Source organism: Variovorax guangxiensis (assembly GCF_003952165.1).
Lineage (GTDB): Bacteria > Pseudomonadota > Gammaproteobacteria > Burkholderiales > Burkholderiaceae_C > Variovorax > Variovorax guangxiensis.
The window spans coordinates 876,150-896,718 of record NZ_RXFT01000001.1 but is presented as its reverse complement, the minus strand read 5'-3'; the positions used below and the strand labels follow the sequence as shown (position 1 = coordinate 896,718).

The 20,569-nt window shown below is 68.1% G+C and carries 14 protein-coding genes; 7 read left to right on the top strand and 7 right to left on the bottom strand.

Annotated elements, in window-relative coordinates; genetic code table 11:
- Positions 1-33: 33 nt before the first annotated feature.
- From treS to glgB, 3 genes are read right to left on the bottom strand one after another with little or no spacing between them, the layout of a single operon-like run.
- Positions 34-3,336, bottom strand: coding sequence for a maltose alpha-D-glucosyltransferase (gene treS / locus EJP67_RS04305; RefSeq protein WP_126019777.1), 3,303 nt, complete (start codon positions 3,334-3,336; stop codon positions 34-36).
- Positions 3,337-3,348: 12 nt separating this feature from the next.
- Entirely contained in the window at positions 3,349-5,406 is a 2,058-nt protein-coding gene (locus EJP67_RS04300) for an alpha-1,4-glucan--maltose-1-phosphate maltosyltransferase (protein ID WP_126019775.1), read from the bottom strand.
- Positions 5,403-7,298 (bottom strand): 1,4-alpha-glucan branching protein GlgB, encoded by a 1,896-nt coding sequence (glgB, locus tag EJP67_RS04295; protein ID WP_126019772.1) that lies wholly within the window; start codon positions 7,296-7,298, stop codon positions 5,403-5,405. The genes EJP67_RS04300 and glgB overlap by 4 nt, the downstream gene beginning before the upstream one ends.
- A gap of 255 nt (positions 7,299-7,553) precedes the next feature.
- Between glgB and EJP67_RS04290 the strand changes: the two genes are divergently transcribed.
- Entirely contained in the window at positions 7,554-8,738 is a 1,185-nt protein-coding gene (locus EJP67_RS04290) for a glycoside hydrolase 100 family protein (RefSeq protein WP_126019770.1), read from the top strand.
- Positions 8,739-8,750: 12 nt separating this feature from the next.
- On the opposite strand, the gene EJP67_RS04285 is transcribed toward EJP67_RS04290, so the two are convergent.
- Together EJP67_RS04285 and EJP67_RS04280 are read right to left on the bottom strand one after the other, a co-directional pair.
- Positions 8,751-9,788, bottom strand: coding sequence for a lysylphosphatidylglycerol synthase domain-containing protein (locus EJP67_RS04285; RefSeq protein ID WP_240650488.1), 1,038 nt, complete (start codon positions 9,786-9,788; stop codon positions 8,751-8,753).
- Entirely contained in the window at positions 9,757-10,005 is a 249-nt protein-coding gene (locus tag EJP67_RS04280) for a hypothetical protein (RefSeq protein ID WP_126019768.1), read from the bottom strand. The genes EJP67_RS04285 and EJP67_RS04280 overlap by 32 nt, the downstream gene beginning before the upstream one ends.
- A gap of 251 nt (positions 10,006-10,256) precedes the next feature.
- Here EJP67_RS04280 and EJP67_RS04275 point away from each other — a divergent pair, with 251 nt between their 5' ends.
- The 6 genes from EJP67_RS04275 (at position 10,257) to EJP67_RS04250 (ending at position 18,549) form a co-directional block, all read left to right on the top strand.
- On the top strand, positions 10,257-12,524 hold the full coding sequence (locus EJP67_RS04275) for a hypothetical protein (protein ID WP_126019766.1): 2,268 nt from the start codon (positions 10,257-10,259) through the stop codon (positions 12,522-12,524).
- Between the two features lie 202 nt (positions 12,525-12,726).
- Positions 12,727-13,575 carry a DUF6502 family protein gene (locus tag EJP67_RS04270; RefSeq protein ID WP_126019763.1) on the top strand — a complete coding sequence of 283 codons (849 nt, stop codon included), beginning with the start codon at positions 12,727-12,729 and terminating at the stop codon, positions 13,573-13,575.
- Positions 13,572-15,008, top strand: coding sequence for a DUF5666 domain-containing protein (locus EJP67_RS04265; protein ID WP_126019761.1), 1,437 nt, complete (start codon positions 13,572-13,574; stop codon positions 15,006-15,008). The genes EJP67_RS04270 and EJP67_RS04265 overlap by 4 nt, the downstream gene beginning before the upstream one ends.
- 270 nt (positions 15,009-15,278) lie before the next feature.
- A complete protein-coding gene (locus EJP67_RS04260; protein ID WP_126019759.1) occupies positions 15,279-15,758 on the top strand; it encodes a hypothetical protein in 480 nt (159 codons plus the stop codon).
- 327 nt (positions 15,759-16,085) lie between these two features.
- Positions 16,086-17,780, top strand: coding sequence for a sensor histidine kinase (locus EJP67_RS04255; protein ID WP_126019756.1), 1,695 nt, complete (start codon positions 16,086-16,088; stop codon positions 17,778-17,780).
- Positions 17,781-17,856: 76 nt separating this feature from the next.
- Complete coding sequence (locus tag EJP67_RS04250; protein ID WP_126019753.1) at positions 17,857-18,549, top strand: response regulator; 693 nt, start codon at positions 17,857-17,859, stop codon at positions 18,547-18,549.
- A 77-nt stretch (positions 18,550-18,626) separates the two neighbouring features.
- Here the strand turns inward: EJP67_RS04250 and EJP67_RS04245 are convergent, their stop codons facing one another.
- Positions 18,627-19,541 (bottom strand): type II secretion system F family protein, encoded by a 915-nt coding sequence (locus EJP67_RS04245; RefSeq protein WP_126019750.1) that lies wholly within the window; start codon positions 19,539-19,541, stop codon positions 18,627-18,629.
- A gap of 12 nt (positions 19,542-19,553) precedes the next feature.
- On the bottom strand, positions 19,554-20,546 hold the full coding sequence (locus EJP67_RS04240; protein WP_126019748.1) for a type II secretion system F family protein: 993 nt from the start codon (positions 20,544-20,546) through the stop codon (positions 19,554-19,556).
- Positions 20,547-20,569: the final 23 nt, after the last annotated feature.

Here is a 20,569-nt window from a genome sequence, read left to right as displayed (position 1 = left end):
GAGTTCCCTTGATTTCGCCAGGTTGGCCCGGGTTCAGCCGCGCCCCGGCCGCACCAGCGCGAGCACGCCGTGCAGCGGTACCTGTACCCAGTCGAGGCGGTTGCCGAGTTCGTAGCGCAGCTCGTAGAGCGCCTTCTCCAGCTCGAAGAGAGCAAGAAGCTCGCCATCGAGCGCGAGGCCGTAGCCGGCAAGGAAGGCGTCACGCGTGGCCTGCTCCCAGGCGATGGCCGGGCCGGCGAGGCGCTCGGCCTCCTGCGGGCTCTGGGCCACGCGGCGCAGCGCCGACCAGCGCGCATAGTTGAAGGAACGCAGCATGCCCGCCACGTCGCGCAGCGGCGAACCCTTCATGCGGCGCTCGTCGAAGCTGCGCGCGGGCTCGCCCTCGAAGTCGATGATGACGAAGTCGTTGTCCTTCACCAGCACCTGGCCGAGGTGGTAGTCGCCGTGGTAGCGGCTGCTGATGCCGCCGCCTTCCGCGGGGCGCTTCGCCTCGATGCTGGCGCGCAGCGCCGCGCCGGCGTCCAGCAGCGTGCGTGCATCGGCCTGCGCGGCCGGTGGCAGCAGCTCGAAGCGCTCGCGCAGCAGCTCCAGCGTGGCGGCCGCGTCGGCCGTGGCCCGTGTCTTGAAGCCGGTGGCATCGGCGGCCGTGAGCGGCTCGGGGTCGAAGGCCGCCGCGCCGGTGCGGGCGGCCAGCGCCTCGTGCAGCTCGGCGGTGCGCCGGCCCAGGGTGGCCATCAGCGCGAGGAAGCCGCCGTGCACCTCCGCCACCTCCGGCGCGTCGCCGTCCGACGTGGCCACGTCGCGCAGGAAGCGCTCCAGGTAGCCGAGCGTGTAGTCCCAGCCGTCGCCCTGGTTGGCCACGTAGCGCTGCACCATCGCGAGCGTCATCGTGCGACCGTCGGCGGCCATGTATTCGAGTGCGCCCAGCACCGGCACGCAGTTGGGGTAGTGCGCCACCTCGGTGAGGAAGCGGCCCATCTCCAGCTCGGGGTTGATGCCCTCGCGCACGTGGCGGTAGCCCTTGAGGAAGAGCGTCTCGCCCAGCGTCACCACCGTGTTGCTGCTCACCCCGCTGGGCCGGCCGAAGGGCAGCGCGTCGATGTCCGCCATGGTCTCGGCGAAGGCGGCCGTGGGCTTGAAGACCAGCCGGCCGTTCGCGGTCGGCAGCTCGGCTGCGCTGCGGATGGCGCGCACCAGTTCGCGGCAGAAGGCCTCGTCGTAGAAGGCATCGCCCATGAGCCCGACCTGCGCCTGCTGGCGCACCTTGGCGAGCGCGGCCTGCGCCACGCCGGCCATGCGCTCCTCGTCGCGTTCTTCCCACGCCAGCGCGAGCGGCATGAAATAGGTGGCGCCACCGGGCGGGCCGTCGAGTTCGAGCAGCGGCAGCATCCAGCTCAGGCCGTTCGCCTCCCACACGGCGTGGTCGGCCAGCCGCGCGCGCTGGATGGTCGTGCCCTTGGAGGCGTACCAGCGCTGGATCTCGATGTGGCGCGGCAGCGTCTCCAGCTCGAACTGGTTGCGCATGCGCTCCGACATGCCGATGCGCCACGGCATCACGCGGTCGCGGAAGAAGCTGGTCCAGCCGTCGAAGAGCACCAGGGTGGGCCATTCCTGCAGCGCCACGCCCTCCTGGTGCCAGCTGGGCGCATCGGCCTCGGCGGTCAGCTTGAACCAGTAGAAGCCGTACGAGGCCAGCGTGAGCAGGTACGGCAGCTCGCCGATGGGCGGAAAAGGCGAGCGCCCCAGCATCTCGATGGGCACGAAGCCCTTGAACTCCGACAGGTCCAGCTCCACCGGCTGTGCCGCGCGCGAGAGGTTGAACACGGTCAGGATCACGTCGCTGTCGTACTCGCTCAGGTACGCGAGGATCTTGCGGTTGCCGGGCTTGAGAAAGCGCCGGCGGCCCCGGCCGAAGGCGTGGCTGGTCTTGCGCACCGCGAGCATGCGCTTGGTCCAGTTCAGCAGCGAGCTGCTGTCGCGCGCCTGCGTCTCCACGTTGAGCGCCTCGTAGCCATACAGCGGGTCCATGATCGGCTGCAGGTACAGGCGCTGCGGGTCGGCGCGCGAGAAGCCGGCGTTGCGGTCGGGGTTCCATTGCATCGGCGTGCGCACGCCGTTGCGGTCGCCCACGAACACGTTGTCGCCCATGCCGATCTCGTCGCCGTAGTAGATGATGGGCGAGCCCGGCATCGACAGCAGCATGCCGTTCATGAGCTTCACGCGGTCCAGGTCGTTCTCCATCAGCGGCGCCAGGCGCCGGCGGATGCCCAGGTTGATGCGCGCGCGCATGTCGGCCGCGTACATGGTGTACATGTAGTCGCGCTCCTTGCTGGTGACCATCTCCAGCGTGAGCTCGTCGTGGTTGCGCAGGAAGATGGCCCACTGGCAGCCCTCGGGAATATCGGGCGTCTGCGCCATGATCTCGACGATCGGGTGCCGGTCTTCCTGCGCGATGGCCATGTACATGCGCGGCATCAGCGGGAAGTGGTAGGCCATGTGGCACTCGTCGCCATCGCCGAAGTACTCGCGCACATCCTCGGGCCACATGTTGGCCTCGGCCAGGAGAAAGCGGTTCTTGTACTGCGCGTCGATGGCCGCGCGCAGCCGCTTGATGACCGCGTGCGTCTCCGGCAGGTTCTCGTTGCTGGTGCCGTCGCGCTCCACAAGGTAGGGAATGGCGTCGAGCCGGAAGCCGTCCACGCCCATGTCGAGCCAGAAGCGCATGGTCCTGAAGATGGCCTCCATCACCGCCGGGTTGTCGAAGTTCAGGTCGGGCTGGTGGCTGAAGAAGCGGTGCCAGTAGTACTGCTTAGCCACCGGATCCCAGGTCCAGTTGGAGGTCTCGGTGTCGGTGAAGATGATCCGCGTGCCCTGGTAGATCTGGTCGGTGTCGCTCCACACGTAGAAATTGCGCTCGGGCGAGCCCGGCGGCGCGAGCCGCGCGGCCTTGAACCACGGGTGGTCGCTGGAGGTGTGGTTGATGACCAGCTCCGTGATCACCCGCAGGCCGCGCTTGTGGGCCTCGGCCAGCATCTCGCGGAAGTCGTCCAGCGTGCCGTACTGCGGGTGCACGTCCTCATACTCGGAGATGTCGTAGCCGTCGTCGCGCAGCGGCGAGGGATAGAAGGGCATCAGCCAGATGGTGTTGACGCCCAGTTCCTTCACGTAGTCGAGCTTGGCGGTGACGCCCTTGAAGTCGCCCATGCCGTCGTTGTTGGAGTCGAAGAAGGCCTTGACGTTGAGCTGGTAGATCACCGCGTCGCGGTACCACAGCGGGTCGTCGCTGTTGTCGATCTCGACGGTCTCGAGCGCGATGTGGGAGACGGGTGCGTTCATGTGCGGGCGGCCTCACAGGAAGTAGTCGAAGTCGCGCTCGTCGCCATGGCGCCTGCGGACCACGAAGATGTGGGCGGGCACGCTGCGCGGATCGAGCCGCACGTAGTGCCAGTCGCCCTGCCAGAGAAATCGCTGCCCGCTGAGCAGGTCGTGCATCTGGAAGGCGCGCGAGGGCGGGTTCACGCCCACGCTGGCTGGCTCCAGGCCCACCCAGCCTTCCTGCACGTTGTGCGGATCGAGGTTGACCACGGTCACCACCACGTTGGCGCCGTCGGCCGAGCTCTTGGCATAAGCCATCAGCTGCGGGTTGTCGATATGCAGGAAGCGCAGCGTGCGGTCCCACTGCAGCGCCGGGTTCTCGCGGCGGATGCGGTTCACCCGCGCGATGAAGGGCGCCAGGCTCGCGGGGTCGTCGTGGTTCCAGTGGCGCAGCTGGTACTTCTCGGAATCCAGGTATTCCTCGCTGCCCGGGCTGCGCGGCAGGTGCTCGCGAAGCTCGTAGGCCGGCCCGTAGATGCCGTAGTTGGCCGCCAGCGTGGCGGCCAGCACCAGCCGCGACATGAACACGGCCGGCTCGCCGGTCTGCAGCTGCTCGTGCAGGATGTCGGGCGTGTTGGGCCACACGTTGGGCCGGAAGTAGTCGATGCCTGGCTCGGTCGAGAGCTCCGTGAAGTACTCCTGCAGCTCCTGCTTCGTGGTGCGCCAGGTGAAGTAGGTGTACGACTGCGAGAAGCCCAGCTTCGCGAGCCTGTGCATCACCTTCGGCCGCGTGAAGGCCTCGGCCAGGAAGATCGCATCGGGGTGCTCGCGCTTGACCTCGCCGATGGCCCATTCCCAGAACGGGAAGGCCTTGGTGTGCGGGTTGTCCACGCGGAAGATGCGCACGCCCTGCCCCGTCCAGTGATCGATCACGCTCTTGAGCTCGGCCCACAGCGCGCGCCAGCCCTCGCACTCGAAGTTGAAGGGATAGATGTCCTGGTACTTCTTCGGCGGGTTCTCGGCGTACTGCACCGTGCCGTCGGGCCGCCAGCGGAACCAGTCGGGGTGCGCCTTGACGTAGGGGTGGTCGGGCGCGCACTGGAAGGCGATGTCGAGTGCGATCTCCAGCCCGTGCTCCGCCGCGCGCGCCAGCAGGCGCCGGAAGTCTTCCTCGGTGCCGAGCGCCGGCAGGATCGACTTGTGCCCGCCCTCCTCCGCGCCGATGGCCCATGGGCTGCCCACGTCGCCGGGACCGGCTTCCAGGGAGTTGTTGGGCCCCTTGCGCTGGATGCGGCCGATGGGATGGATCGGAGGGAAGTACAGCACGTCGAAGCCCATCTCGGCGATGGCCGGCAGGCGCGCCTCCACGTCCCTGAAAGTGCCATGCACGCCGGGCTCGGTGCCGGCCGAGCGCGGAAAGAGCTCGTACCAGGTGCTGAAGCGCGCCCGCTCCCGCTCCGCCACCAGCGGCAGTTCCGCCGCGTGGCGCACCGCGTGGCGGCGATCGGGGTGGCGCCGCGCCAGCGCGGCGTATTCCTCGTCGAGCGCCAGCGCCTTCAAGGCGGCGATGTCCGCGCCGGGGTTGGCTGCCGTCGCGTCGAGCTCCGTGGCCCAGCGCTGCAGCGCGGTGCGATCCTCTCCATGGGCCCGGGCGGCGGCCGCGGCGATTTCCAGCGCGCCGACCTGCGCTGCAACGCGCACGTCGGCCAGGTCCACGCGTCGCGTCATCTCGTGGCGCCACGAATCGAAGGGATCGACCCAGGCCACGGCGGTGTAGACATAGCGGCCCGCCGACGGCGGCGAGAAGCTGGCCTCCCACACGTCGTTGCCCAGCGGCTTCATCGGCACCTCGCGGAATTCGGCCTGCTCCTGCGCGCGCCAGCACAGCTGCACGCGCAGCACGTCGTGGCCGTCGGTGAAGCAATGGGCGCGCACCGTCACGCGCTCGCCGGCCACGCACTTGGTGGCGAAGCGGCCGTTGTCGATGGAGGGAAGCACCGCGTCGATGACCGCGCGGATGTCGCCGTGTGCCGCGTCCGCCTCGGGGGCGCTGCCCGCCGCGGCATGCCTGGTCGAGAAAATGTTCTTCATGAGGGCTGGTGCTCCAGGATCAGCGTGGACAGCGGCGGCAAGGTGAGGCACACCGACTGCCTGCGTCCGTGGGAACCCACGGGCGCCGCCTCGACGCCCCCGAAATTGCCCCAGCCCGAGCCGCCGAACTCGGTGGCGTCGGTGTTGATCACCTCGCACCAGCGCCCGCCCAGTGGCACGCCGAGCATGTAGTTGGTGCGCGGCACCGGGGTCATGTTGCTCACCGCGAGCAGCGGCGGGCTGCCGTCGCCGGCCTTGCGCAGGAAGGCGAAGATGCTCAGGTCGGCCTCGTCGGCGGCCAGCCATTCGAAGCCGGCGGACGAGAAGTCGAGCCGGTGCAGCGCGGGCGAGGCGCGGTAGACGCGATTGAGCTGCGACACGAGGCGCTGCAGGCCCGCGTGGCCTTCGAGCCCGCTCACCCACCATTCGAGCTCGCCGTCGTGCGTCCACTCGCGGCGCTGGCCGAATTCGCCGCCCATGAACAGCAGCTTCTTGCCCGGGTGCGCCCACATGAAGCCGTACAGCGCGCGCAGGTTGGCGAACTGCTGCCAGTTGTCGCCGGGCATCTTTCCCAGCAGCGAGCCCTTGCCGTGCACCACCTCGTCGTGCGAGAACGGCAGCACGAAGTTCTCGTGGAAGGCATACACCAGCGAGAAGGTCAGCTTGTGGTGGTGGTACTTGCGGTGCACCGGCTCTTCCTTCATGTAGGCGAGCGTGTCGTGCATCCAGCCCATGTTCCATTTCTCGCCGAAGCCCAGGCCGTCCATGTCGGTGGGGCGCGAAACGCGCGGCCAGGCGGTCGACTCCTCGGCCACGGTGAGCGTGTCGGGATGCTCGCGGTAGACGGCGCGGTTCAATGTCTGCAGGAAATCGATGGCCTCCAGGTTCTCGCGCCCGCCGTGGCGGTTGGGCACCCAGCCGCCGTGGCCGCGCGCGTAGTCGAGGTAGAGCATCGACGCCACCGCATCCACCCGCAGGCCGTCGATGTGATACAGATCGAGCCAGAAAAGGCCGGACGACACGAGAAAGCTGCGTACCTCCGGCCGGCCGTAGTTGAAGATGCTCGAGTTCCACTCCGGGTGGAAGCCCTGGCGCGGATCGGCATGCTCGTACAGGTGCGTGCCGTCGAAGTACGCGAGCCCGTGCTCGTCGGTGGGGAAATGCGAAGGCACCCAGTCGAGCAGCACGCCGATGCCCTGCTGGTGCAGGTGGTCCACGACGTACATGAAGTCCTGCGGCGAGCCGAAGCGCGCGGTGGGCGCGAAATAGCCGGTGGTCTGGTAGCCCCAGGAGCCGTAGAACGGATGCTCGGTCACCGGCATCAGCTCGACGTGCGTGAAGCCCATCTCGAGCGCATAGGCCGCGAGCCGGTGCGCGATCTCGCGGTAGCCGAGAAAGTGGCCGTCTTCGCGGCGCCATGAGCCCAGGTGCACCTCGTAGACCGACATCGGCGCATCGAGCGCGTTGCGCCGGCCGCGGTCGGCCATCCACCCGGCATCGCCCCAATGGTACGAAAGCTCGCAGATGCGCGAGGCCGTGGCGGGAGGCAGTTCGGCGGCGAAGGCGACCGGGTCGGCCTTGTCGACCGTGTAGCCGCCGTGGCGCGAGCGGATGCGGTACTTGTAGGTCTGGCCGATCGCGGCATTCGGGACGTGCCCGCTCCAGATGCCCGTGCCGTCCGGGTCGGGCCGCAAAAGGTCGGCGTCGCCGGACCAGTAGTTCCAGTCGCCGACCACCGACACGGTCTCCGCGTTCGGCGCCCAGACCGCGAACCTTGCGCCGCCGCCCTTCTCGTCGGGGTGGCAGCCCAGCAGGTCGTACAGCCGGGAATGGGTTCCCTCGCGGAAAAGGTAGGCGTCTTGCCCGCTCTGGCGTTGTTCGTTCGACGGCACCGGCGCTCCTTCGTTGAAGACCAGCGGAACGGCGCATCGAGGACCGACCTCGGTTGTTGTTGCCCGTTCACGCCTGACCCGGCTCAATTTGCGAGCGCCGGCAGGATCGTGGTTACGGCCTGCGCCGACTCGCCTTGTCGGAGAGCTGCCCGTATCGGCGGAAGCCGGAACCAAAGTCGGGCAGGCAGGACCAGGCCTACATCCGCGAAAGACGACGGTTGTTAAAAATGAGTGCCCCAAGCCACCATGGAAGCCATGACCGACCTCGATGCCTCCGCGCTCGCGCTGATCGACAACTGCTCGCAAGCCTCGCTGGCACTTCTGGAACGCAATCTCACTTCTCACGGCATCCTGGCGGCCGCCCGCACCGAGGCCGCCGTTGCGCGGCGCTACACGCGCATCTTCGGGCGCGACGCCGCGATCTGCGTGATGGCGATGTGCGGCAGCGGCGTGCCCGCGCTGGAACAGGGCGCGGTGGCGAGCCTCGAGGCGCTCGCGGCGCAGCAGGCGGCCAACGGGCAGATCCCCAAGTACGTGGACCCGGAGGGCCGCGATGCCGATTTCTGGTACCTGGGCTGCATCGACGCCACGCTGTGGTGGCTGATTGCCGTGGACCACGTGCGCCGCCACGGGCAGGTCGGCCCTTCTCGTTGGACAGAGGAAGTTGCCCGCGCGCTCGGCTGGCTGCTGGCACAGGAGCACCAGCACTTCCGACTGCTGCAGCAGAACGAGGCCAGCGACTGGGCGGACATCATGCCGCGCTCGGGCTATGTGCTCTACACCAACGCGCTGTGGTACGAGGTCAAGCGCCGCTTCGCGCTGGACCACGCGGAGGCGACGCACTACCACTTCAACCACCTGTTCAATCCGTTCCAGCGCGATCTGCCCGAATACCACCGGGCGCGGCTGCTGCAGCACTACGCGCGCCGCGGCCGGCGCGACCCCGGGCTGTACCTGAGCTTCGTCAACCTGGCGGTGGTCGGCGACGAGGGCGACGTGTTCGGCAACGTGCTCGCCATGCAGTGCGAACTGGCCGATTCAGCCATGGCGCGCCGCATCGTCGACACCATCGACCGGGCGCATGCCGGCGAGCCCTGGCCGGTGCGCGTGGTGTTGCACCCGCTGCCGCGGCAGCACCCGCTGTGGAGGGCCTACATGGGCCGCCACCGGCAGAACATCGTGCACCAGTACCACAACGGCGGCATCTGGCCCTTCGTCGGCGGCTTCTGGGTGATGGCGCTCGCGAAGCTGGGAGAGCACGGCATGGCCTGGGCCGAACTCGCGAAGCTGGCGCGGGCCAATGCGCTGGACGACTGGCGCTTCACCGAGTGGTTTCACGGCCGCACGCTGGCGCCCATGGGCATGGCAGGGCAGAGCTGGAACGCGGCGACCTTCCTGCTTGCGCGGCGGGCGTTGCTGAATGGCGAAGGGGCCTGGTGAACAGACCCGGCCTCATACGGAGGCGACTGGCGTTTCCAGCGCGGATGCGGCCCCCTCTTGCCCATCGCTGGCCGGCGCCCAGCGTTCGAGCAGCAGGTAGAGCGCCAGCCCGCCGGCCAGCGGCACCAGGTAGTACAGCGCCCGGTACGCCAGCACGGCTCCCATCAGCGCGCCCTGCTTCACCGTGCCCGAAAGCAAGGCGAGATACACCGCTTCCAGCACGCCCAGGCCGGCCGGTATGGGCGTGAGCACGCCGACGATGGACGCCGCGAGCAGCACGCCCAGCGTGATGGCGTAAGGCACCTTCTGCCCCAGCAGCAGGTACATGGCAGCGCCCATCAGCGCCCAGTTGGCGGCAGACAGCGCCAGCTGCATCGACGCGATGCGCGCCCCCGGCAGACGGATGTGCCTGCCCCTGACCACCCATTCGCGCTTGCGCGAGACCGCGCATGCCATCACGTAGCCCAGCGCCAGCATGATCATCGCCACGCCCAGCGCCTGCAGCGCGCCCTGCCCGATGTGCGCCTGCCGCGGCGGCTCGATGACGCCGGCCGCGAACAGGCCCCCGGCCAGCAGCCCATACCCCAGCCAGTTGGTCGCGAGGCTCAGGCCGACGATCTGCGCCACGGTGGCATCGTCGAGCCCGGCGCGGGCATAGAGGCGCGCACGCATCCCCACGCCTCCGACCAGCGAGCCGAGATTGAGGTTGAACGCATAGCTCGTGACCGCGATGGCCCATGTACGCCAGGCCGGCAACCGGTGCCGCAGATGGCGCCTGCCGATCAGGTCGAAGCAGCCGTAGAGCGCATGGCTGGCAGTGGCGAGCCCGAGCACCGCGAGCAGCAGCCACGGCGAATACCGGTGCAGCGCGTGCCAGGCACCGGCCCAATCGATCTTGTGGATGTGGGACAGCAGCAGGCCAAGCACTGCGACGCCGACCAGCGGCAGCACCCATCGACGGCAACGCTGCCACCGTGTCGAGCCGGTGGCAGGCCGGGGGCTCATCGCGTCCGCCGGGTCAGCGAGAGTCGCGGTCGGTGCCGTGCTCATCGGCGGACCTGTCGGCCTTCTCGGCCTTCTCGGCCTTCTCGGCCTTCTCGGGCGTCTTGTGTTCGGCTTCGCCCTTGTCGTGCAGCTTCCTGTTGGTCACTTCCTTCATCAACTGCTCGCCCTCGACGTCGCGGCCGTCGCTGGGAACGGACTCTTCGTTCGCGAGTTCGGGTTCCTCACGCGGGGATTGCCTGGCGGGGTTCGGCTTGTTCGACATGGATGGCTCCTCGGGCTCTGTGCATGCGCCGAGTTTTGGGCGCGGGCGGCCGGCGCGCCGCCATCCGCGAACGACGGCGGGTGCAGGACATTTGCCATAGGCCGGGGCTGCGCGAAATGGGGAGGCCGATGTCGGCATAGGCCGACATGGCTGCGCGCCGTCTGTCCTCAAGGTGCATGTGGCGTGCGATCTAGGCTCGTATCGAAGACGAAGAACACACCACCCGCTACCGCTGCAGGAACCCCAGCCCAGTGACGACAGACATCAGCACGCCCCCAGTCCCCGCCGGCGTACCCGGCAACAGTGCGCCTTCCGCGGCATCGACACCGCACCGATGGCTTTTCATCCGTGCCGGCGGTCTCGACCAGGTGGTCTTTCGCAGCGGCGCGGACATTGCGCACATCGCCGAGCTCGACCAGAAACTGTGGGTCGCGCTCGCCTGCCCCACGCGTGGCATCGACTTCGATGCGCGCACGCTCGATCTGATCGACAGCGACGGCGATGGCCGCGTGCGCCCGCCCGAAGTGATCGCGGCATGCCAGTGGGCCTGCGAGCGGCTGCGCAGCGCCGATGCGCTGCTCGCGGGCGGCGGAACGCTGTCGCTGGACGATCTCGACGACAACAGCGCGGCAGGCGCCGACCTTGCCAGGGAAGGCCGGCGCATCCTCGACCTGCTCGGCAAGAAGGACTCGAACACGCTCACGCTCGCCGACATTTCGGACCGCAGCGAATGGCTGGCGGCCATGCGTTTCAACGGCGACGGCGTGGTCACGCCCGACACCGCCTCCGACGACGCGCTGCGCTCGACCATCGAGGAAGCGATGCGCACCCACGGCAGCACGCCCGATCGCCACGAGAAGAAACCCGGCCTCGACCGGGCGCGCGCCCAAGCCTTCATGGCCGAAGCGAAAGCCATGCGCAACTGGTACGCGCACGGCGACAGCAGCGACGAGGTGCTGCTGCCGCTGGGCGATCGCACGCTTGCCGCCACCGAGGCCCTGCGCGTGGTCGCGGCCAAGATCGACGACTTCTTCGCTCGCTGCCGGGTCGCGGCCTATGACGTGCAGGCGGTGGCGGCGCTCAATCCTTCGCCGCAGGCCTATGACGCGCTCTCGGGCCACACGCTGGACGTGGGCGCGCAGCCCATCGCCGAGCTGCCGCTCGCGCCGGTCACGCCCAGCCGCTCGCTGCCGTTGCGCGGCACGAGCCTGAACCCGGCCTGGGTCGATGCGATGGCCGCGTTCGCGCGCGACGCGGTGGCACCGCTGCTGGGCGAGCGCGATGCGCTGGAAGAAGAGCAATGGCAATCGCTTCGCAGCCGGCTTGCGCCGTGCGAGGCATGGATCGCGGCGCGGCCGGCCAATGCGCTGGCCGCACTGTCGCGCAAGCGCATCGACGCGCTGCTCCAGACGCAGGAGGCCTTGTTCTCGCTCATCGCCGAGGACGAGGCGGCGGAGCTTCACAACCGGCTGCTGGTCGACCTGGAGAAGCTGCTGCGCCTGCAGCGCGACCTGCTGGTGCTGCTGCACAACTTCGTGTCGTTCAAGGCCTTCTATCGGCGCGAAGGCGCCATCTTCCAGGCAGGCACGCTGTATCTCGACGGGCGCAGCTGCGAGCTCACCGTGCAGGTGCAGGACACCGCCCGGCACGCGACGCTGGCGGGACTGGCGAAGACCTGCCTCGCGTACTGCGACTGCACTCGCCAGGGGCAGAAGATGAGCATCGTCGCCGCCTTCACCGCGGGCGACGTCGACTTTCTCTTCGTGGGGCGCAACGGCGTGTTCTACGACCGCCAGGGCCGCGACTGGGACGCCACCATCACCAAGCTGATCGAGAACCCGACCAGCGTCGCGCAGGCCTTCTTCGCGCCGTACAAGAAGTTCGTCCGCATGATCGAGGAACAGGTGGCCAAGCGGGCAGCGGCGAGCGAAGCCGGGTCGCAGGGCGCGCTGCAGTCGCTGGCCGGCCGGGTGGCCACGGCGGATCAGGCGGCGGGCGCGGACGCCGCTTCAAAGGCCCCTGCCAAGCCCGGCGTGCCAACGGCGGGCAGCCACATCGACGTGGGTACCGTGGCGGCGATCGGGGTGGCGCTGGGCAGCATCAGTGCGGTGCTGGTCGGCATCTTCGGCAAGTTCATCGACCTGGGGCAGTGGATTCCGGTGGCGCTGGCCGGCATCGTGATCGCGATCTCGGGGCCCAGCATGCTGATCGCCTGGCTGAAGCTGCGCCAGCGCAGCCTGGGGCCGATCCTCGATGCGAGCGGGTGGGCCATCAACGGCCGCATGAAGGTGAGCGTGCGGCTCGGGGGGATGCTGTCGCAGACGGCGCGCGTGCCGCCGGGGGCCAAGCGCATCGCACCCGATCCGTACCGTGAACGGCATGGCCTGGCGGGCGCGCTGGCGGCCGCCTGCATCGTCGGCGCGGTGGCGCTGCTGGCCTGGCGCATGGACTGGCTCGACGACCGGCTGCCGCCACGGCTGCAGCACGATCAGGCGGCGGTGACGGCGCCCGGCGCCTGAGCGGCTGCGACGACGCTCCCAAGCCTCCTGGCGGGAGCCCCGGCCGGGGTGTTGCTTCTTTACACCCAGCCAATCGGCCGGCAGTAGTCCAAAGCATTCACATTCATACTCTTGCGCAGGACAATTGAAAGCAGATCGCAACTGGCGATCTGTGCCGTCGAACCCTCTTTGAACCGCAGTTTCGGGAATATCGCTCGAATCCATGGAACATCGGCTGGACTGGACCCTTGCTGCCTGCGCCCGGATTCTCCGGCCGGTGGTCAGGCTCGCGCTCGCCATGGGGGTGAAGCATCCGCACCTCGAGGAACTGCTGCGCGACCTGCTGATCGAGGAAGCCCAGCGCAGCTGGCGCAACCAGGGGGTGGCCAACCCGAACCTGAGCCAGCTTTCGGTGACGACCGGGCTCAACCGCAAGGCGGTGACTGCCAAGGTCAGGGCAACCACTGATCCCCTGCCCCACACCGAGCTGTCGGCTGCAGCCAAGACTTTCACGTTGTGGTTGCAGATGCTTACTAAAGATGACACTTACCGGCGCCTGCCCATCACGGCGGGCCACGACGCGCCCTCCTTCGAGGCCGTCGCGCGCATGAGCAGCCGCGGCAACGTGCATCACCGCACCATCCTCGACGAACTGGTGCGCCTGAACATGGTGAGCGAGGACGAGGACAAGGGCGTGGTCGAGCTCACGACGGACGGCTTCGTGCCGGTGGAAGACCTGCAGTCGATGCTGGCCTTCCTGGGCGACAACGGGCGGGACCACCTGCTGGCGGCCGTCGCCAACACGCTGGGCGAGGAGCCCAGGATGCTGGAACGCGCGGTGTACGCGCGCGGGCTCACGCTTGCGGAATGCGAGCAGATCCAGCGGCTCGTGCGCGAGCGCTGGACGGCGCTGCATCACGAGCTGGCACAGGAAATGTCACGGGCGGTCGACGAGGCCCCCGGCGGTGCGAAGGGACGTATCCGCGTCGGCATCTACACCTACTACGAGGACGAGCGGACCGAGCGCACGCCAGCGCCGCCGCCGCCGGAAGAAAGAGGGCCCAAGCCATGAGCACGATGAAGACGCCTCGAAGGCTCCTGCTCGGACTCCTGTCCGCCGGTTTCCTGGCGCTGCTGCTTTCGTGCGGCGGGGGTGGAGGCGGTGGAGGCAGCGGCGGCTCCATCGCTGGCTTCGGCGTCGGCACGGGTAGCGCGCCCGCGGCGACTGCAAGCGGTGGCGACTCCACCGGAACCGGAACCGGAACCGGAACCGGAACCGGAACCGGAACGGGTTCGGGTTCGGGGACCGGGTCAGGAACCGGTGCCGCAGGGGATTCCGGCGGCACGGGCGGCACAGGAAGCACCAGTGGCGACACCGGCGCAGGCACGAGCACCGCCGGCAACAGCAACACCGACGGCTCCGGCGTGGGCTCGGGCGGCACCGGCGTGACGGCGGATGCCGCCGGCATCGGTGCTGCGGACGGCCTGGGCAGCATCATCCTCAATGGCCTGCGCTACGACACCGACAGCGCGACCTTCACCATCGAGGACGCGACCGGACTGCAGATCGGCATGAGCGCGCGGGTCGCGGGCAAGGTCGACGACAACTTCACGAGCGGCATCGCCAACCAGGTGGTCTCCGCGGCCGAGTTGCGGGGCGCGGTCTCGAACATCGATGTTCCTGCCGGCACCTTCGTCGTGATGGGCATCGGCGTCAGCATCGACTCGGCCACGGTCTGGGGCGACGCGAACGGCCTGGCCGACGTCAAGGCGGGCAGCATCATCCAGGTGTGGGGCCTGCCGGGCGCGCCGGGCACGCTGCGGGCCACGCGCATCCAGGTATCGCCCACGGTGGCCGACCCGCTTGCCACGGGCGCGGTGCAGAGCCTCGACAAGGCGCACAAGACCTTCATGCTCGGCCAGCTGACGGTCAACTACGGCACGGCCGTCTTCGCGGGGCTGGATGAATCGTCGCTCGCCAATGGCGTCGTCGTTCGCGCCCGGGGCACCACTGCGCCGGTCGGCGGAGTGCTCACGGCCACGAAAGTCCAGGGCTGGTACGCCATTCCGACGAGCGACGGCGTGGCGGTCCAGCTCGCGGGCGTCATCACCGACTTCGTCTCGCGCGGCTCGTTCGGGGTGCTGGGCACTCCCGTCGACGCGACCAGCGCGCAGATCACAGGCGGCCCCGTGGGCTCGCTCGGCAACGGCGTGAAGGTCGAAGCCGACGGATTCATGTCGGGCGGCGTGCTGGTGGCGAAGAAGCTGCGCATCCGCAACGTGCCGGGCACGGGCGGACCGGCCTCCTTCACGCTGATCGGCGCCATCGGCGCATATCGCTCCCCTGCGGACTTCAGGGTGCGCGGCCAGCCGGTGGATGCCGATGCGGCCGTTTTCGAGAACGGAACCAAGTCCGACCTGCGCAACGGCCGGAAGGTCACGGTCGTGGGCGACCGGGTGGTCGACGGCGTGCTGACTGCTCAGCACGTGACGTTCTCGCCCTGAAAACGAGAAATCCTTCACAAAACTAATTCTCGACAAGGTCGAGCGGCAGGAGTACAACGAAATGACTAAAGTGAAAAAATCACATTTAAAGTGTCGAAGTCCTACCGCCCGCTTGACGACCCAAGATCGTGTTACCCCGGCATTCCGCCCGCGGTAACGCTGTTACACGTCAGAGGCGGCATCCAGGATCGGCGCTGCGATGCGGGCATCCGTCCGCAGGTCCTTCCCATTGCTCGATGTGCACCAACGACGGTGCAGACGGGAGCATGTATGCCGCTCAATCTCCTCCTCCGGCTTCTGCACGAGAAGTTTCCGGTCACGCTCACCGCTGAACCCGACATCAGGCACGCCTCGGTCCTGATGGCCACCGGGCTGGTCGAAGCCGAATTCCATCTCGATCACTTCGGATACCAGCAGTACGAGAGCGCCGTGGTGTTCGACATCACGGAGGAAGGGCATGCGGAAATCGCCAGCCTGAAGGCCGGCGCCGCCGCCAGCGCGCTCGAGGACCAGAAATGGCCCGTGATGCCCCTGGACTACCTGCGCAAGATCGGGAATTCGGTCTTCCCGCTGCGCATCGACGATCCGACGGAGATCAATTCGGTGGCGGTGCTGAACGCTGCGGGCATGGTGGAAGCAACCCTGCCCCCGCCCTGCCGGACCAGGCAGAGCCCGCAGAAATTCAGGCAGGCGGTCGTGCTGCGGGTCACGCCGCTGGGCCGTACCGCGCTGGTCGAGCGCCGGGCCTGAAACCCGGAACCCGGTCGCGCCTTTCGCACTGAACAGGTACCCGCAAATAGCGCGCTTCCTGGCAGCCGGCCCGCTCGCCCTCCTCTGCCGCCACCTCGAAACGCCCCGGCCAGAGACCAATGCAACTGAATGCAACAAGAGTCACAAACTGGCGATAGACCTCGGACCCCATTGTTTTCGACTACCAAAGTAGTAATGTGAAACCTTCACATACATCCCTTTCAGGTACGAGGAGTGAATTCCAAAATGACACCGTGCCGCTTCGCCAGCAGCAGCCGCCTTGCGGCCCGCACCGCGTGATGTACCTCCTGCCGGAAATCGTCTTCCATGCTGGCCCACACCACTGCCACCCCCGACGCCGGCATCAGCGTCGCCGCGGATGCGCTCATGGTCTCGCGCATGCGGCTGGTGCTCTCGGTCTCGGCGCTGCTGGCGGTGGTGGTTGATGCCGGGGACCATCGGAACCATGTCGACGGCGCCGTCTGGCTGGCCTTCTGCGGCTACGTGCTGCACAGCCTGCTGGTGTATGCATGCACGCGGATGGGCCGCCCGTACTTCCAGGGCAAGGTCATCCACTGGTCCGACGTACTCTGGTTCACGCTCATCATCTTCGTGACCGACGGGGTACAGAGCCTCTTCTTCCTCTTCTATTTCTTCGCGATCCTCACCTCCGCCTTCCGCTGGGGCTTCGAGGAAGGCGCCCGCGTCACGGTGGCGTCGGTCGCCTCCTTTGCCGCCTGCGGCCTCGCCACCAGCACCGGCAACGACGCGCCCCAGTTGCTGATGCGCAGCACCTTCCTGCTGGCGCTCGGCCACATGATCGTGCACTGGGGCGGCTCCAAGCTGGGCCTGCAGCGCCGCCTGGCCCTGCTGGGCGACGTCAGCCAGCTCTCCAACCCGCGCTTCGGCGCCGGCCGCACCATCGCCCGCACCATGGAACGCACGCTGGCCTTCTTCCGGGCCAGCCACTGCATCCTGCTGACGCGCGACACCGCCACCGGCAACTGGGTCCTGCGCACACTGCGCAAGAACGACGCCTGCGAGCACGTCAGCGTCGAGACCATCGGCCGCATCGCCGAATCCCCGCTCATGGCCCTGCCGGCCGACCAGACCGTGCTCAGCAACCGCCTGCCCTGGCCGTTGAACCGGCTGTATGCCCAGAGCCACGTCTTCGAGGCTGGTGCCGCAGATGGCTGGCGCGTCGAGGACGAAGAAGGCGCCCGGCGCTGCGAGGCCATCACCGCAATGCTGGAGGCCCGGGCCTTCATCAGCGCTCCGCTGCCCATGCGGCTGGGCGAAGGCCGCGTCTTCGTGTCCTCGCGCGACGGACTCTTCAACAAGTCCGACGCCCTCTTCCTCACGCACCTTATGGAGCAGATCTTCCCGATCATCGAAACCATCGAGGTGCTGGACCGCATGGCCTCCGAGGCAGCCACCGCGGAGCGTCTGAAGTTCGCGCTCAACCTGCACGACACGGCCGTGCAGCCCTACATCGGTCTGCGCATGGGCCTGTGCGCCCTGCGCAAGAAGGCCACCGCCGACAACCCGCTGAGCGACGACCTGGAAAAGCTCGCGAGCGTGGCCGACGGCGTCATCGCCGACCTGCGCCGCTATGCCGGCGAAGTCAGGCAAGGCAGCAACAGCAGCCCCGGTGGCCTCGTGCTGCCGCAGTTGCACCGCCAGGCCGCGCGGATCAAGGGCCTCTACGGCATCGACATCGCCGTCGACGTCGACGGCCCGCTGCACCTGGACGACCGGATGACCGCGGAGGTGCTGCAGATGGTCGGCGAAGGCCTCAACAACATCTGCAAGCACACCCAGGCGCGCCACGGCAGCGTGCGCCTGGCCTGCCGCAACGGCCGGCTGCACGTGCGCATCGAGAACGAGGCCGACGGCGAGGAGAGCTTCACCCGCTTCAGGCCCCACTCCATCACCGAACGCGCAGCCGCCCTCGGCGGGCGCGCGCAGGTCCGCCAGTGCGACAGCGGCGGCACCGCCGTGCTGGTGGAAATCCCGATCTGAGCAACAACGACGAATCCCGGCAGCAAGCCGCTGCACCTGCCAAGAGACAAACCAGAGCCGAATCAAGGAGCCCACCATGCAACCAGCTGCCACCCATCCCATCGGCGTCCTGCTCGTGGACGACCACCAGACCATGCTGTGGGGCCTGTCCAGGCTGATCGACGGGGAGCATCCGCGCATGAAGGTGGTCGGCACCGCCTGCTGCTGCGAGGACGCGGTGGCCACGTCGGAAAGCCTCGCGCCCGACGTCATCGTGCTCGACCTGGACCTCGACGGCCACAGTGCCCTCGACATCCTGCCGAGGCTGGTGTCGAACGACGTCTCGCGCGTCATGGTGCTCACGGGAGAACGCGAACAGCGCACGCTCGACCTGGCGGTGCTGCAAGGCGCACGCGGCGTGATGCGCAAGGACGCGCCGGCGCAACAGGTGATCGACGCCATCGAGCGCGTGCACAACGGCGAGCTCTGCATCGACGCCCAGTCCATCGGCCGCGTCTTCTACGAGCTGACCTCGGTGAAGAAGCAGCAGCCCAAGGCCGATCCCGAAGCCGCCAGGCAGGCCAGCCTGACGCACAAGGAGCGGGAAATCATCCACACCGTCGTGAGCGGCAGCGGCGCCTCGAACAAGGCCCTGGCCGCGAAGCTCTTCGTCACCGAGCACACGCTGCGCAACCACCTCACCTCGATCTACCAGAAGCTTGGCGTGAGCAACCGCCTCGAGCTCTACATCTACGCGGTCAAGCACCAGCTCGACGCCGCCCCGCACTGAAGAAGAGAAAAAAGCTCGAAGCCCTGCGCGCCGTCTCCGGCGCGCAGGGCTTTTTTTGATCGGAAGGCCGAAAGCGCTCAGGTCCCGTTGAGCATCGGCATGATCATCCGGATGATGCGGATCGCCGCCGGCGTCAGGATCACCAGCGAGATGCACGGGAAGATGCACAGCACCAGCGGCAGCAGCATCTTGGTGGGCACCTTCGCCGCCAGTTCCTCGGCGCGCACATGGCGCTTGTGGCGCAGGTCCTCGGAGAACACCCGCAGCGATTCACCGATGCTGGTGCCGAAGCGGTCCGCCTGCGTCAGCATGGTCGCGAAGGTCCCGATCTCCTCCACGCCCGTGCGCAGCGCCAGGTTGCGCAGCGACTTCTCGCGCGTGGCGCCGGCGCGCATCTCCAGGTTGGTCCAGTGCAGTTCCTGCGCCAGCGCCGCGCTCTTGACCTGGATTTCCTCCGTGACCTTGACCAGCCCGGCATCCAGCCCGAGGCCGGCTTCGACGCACACCAGCATCAGGTCGGCGGCATCCGGAAAATTCTCGAAGATCTCCCGGCGGCGCGAGCGGATCATCAGGCGCAGCACCAGGTTGGGCAGGTAGCAGCCGGCCAGCGCCGCCACCGCGAGCCACAGCAGCATCACCGTGCTGTCTTCGGCGGCCCCCGTCGCCCTCAGTCCGACGTACGCCAGCGCGGCAAGGCCCAGCGGCAGCAGCGTCTTCGTGCCGAAATACACGAGGTAGGCGTCCGGATGGCGGATGCCCGCGTTCAGGAAGCGCACGCGCAGCGGCGACAGCTCGGCATCGCTGGTCGGTGATGAAAGCTGCGCGAACGGCCCGACGATCTTGACGGCCTTCTCGGTCCAGGCCGACTTGCCCGCTGGCATCGCCACTGCCTGCAGGCGCTGCTCGGTGCGCGTCGGCGACAGCCATACGGCCATTCCGATGATCGCCAGCGACACGGCCACGAAGACGAGGATGGGAAACAGCATGGTCATGGCTCTTCTCCTTCAGACGCGGATCTTCACGATCTTCCACAGCAGCACGATGCCCACGAGCATCAGCCCCAGCATGTACTTGAGCACCATCTGCCCGATCGGGTCGGTCCACAGCGGCGACATGAATTCGGGGTTGAACACGTTCATGAGCGCGGCGAGTGCGAACGGCATCAGCCCGAGGATCCAGGCCGACAGCCGTCCTTCCGAGGACAGCACCCGCACCCGCGCGAGCAGCTTGAGCCGTTCGCGGATCAGCCGGCTGAGGTTGCCCAGCACTTCCGTCAGGTTGCCGCCCGAATCGCGCTGGATCAGCACCGACACCACGAAGTAGCGCAGGTCGGTCAGCGGCACACGCTCGCTGAGGTTGGTCAGGGCCTGCTGCAGCGAGACGCCGAAGTTCACCTCGTCGGCGACCATGCGGAACTCGCTGGCGATCGGATCAGCCATTTCGTCTCCGATCATCTGCACGCCGCTGGCGAAGGAATGCCCGGCACGCAACGCACGCGTCACCAGGTCCAGCGCCTCGGGCAGCTGCTTTTCCATGCGTGTCAGCCGGCGGCTGCGCTGGCGCTGCAGGTAGAGCAACGGCAGTACCGCCAGGCAGCCTCCCGCCACCAGCGCCACCAGGAGCGACTGGTGCACCATCACCATCACGGCAAAGAAGCCGAGCACGCCCAGCACGCAGGAAATCAGCAGGAAGCTGGAAACCGTCCAGTCCAGCCCGGCCTGCAGGATGAAGCGGTCCAGCCGGTGCGCCCGCGGCAGCGTGAGCAGCAGGCGCTGCATCCACGGCACCTCGCTGAGCATGCGCTCCTTGGCAAGGTGGGCCTGCGGCGTGCGGTCGACCGCGGCCGAGAACGCCTGCAGCCTCTTCTCGATCTTGCGTGCCTCGGGCCCCTTGTAGGAGCGCCACAGCATGTAGAGCCCCTCGAGCATGAGCAGCACGGTCACGAACACCAGCACGGTGACGGTGATGAGGGTGTTGCCCCCCAGATTGTTGAGCATGATGGCCTCCTGTTCCTTGCCTG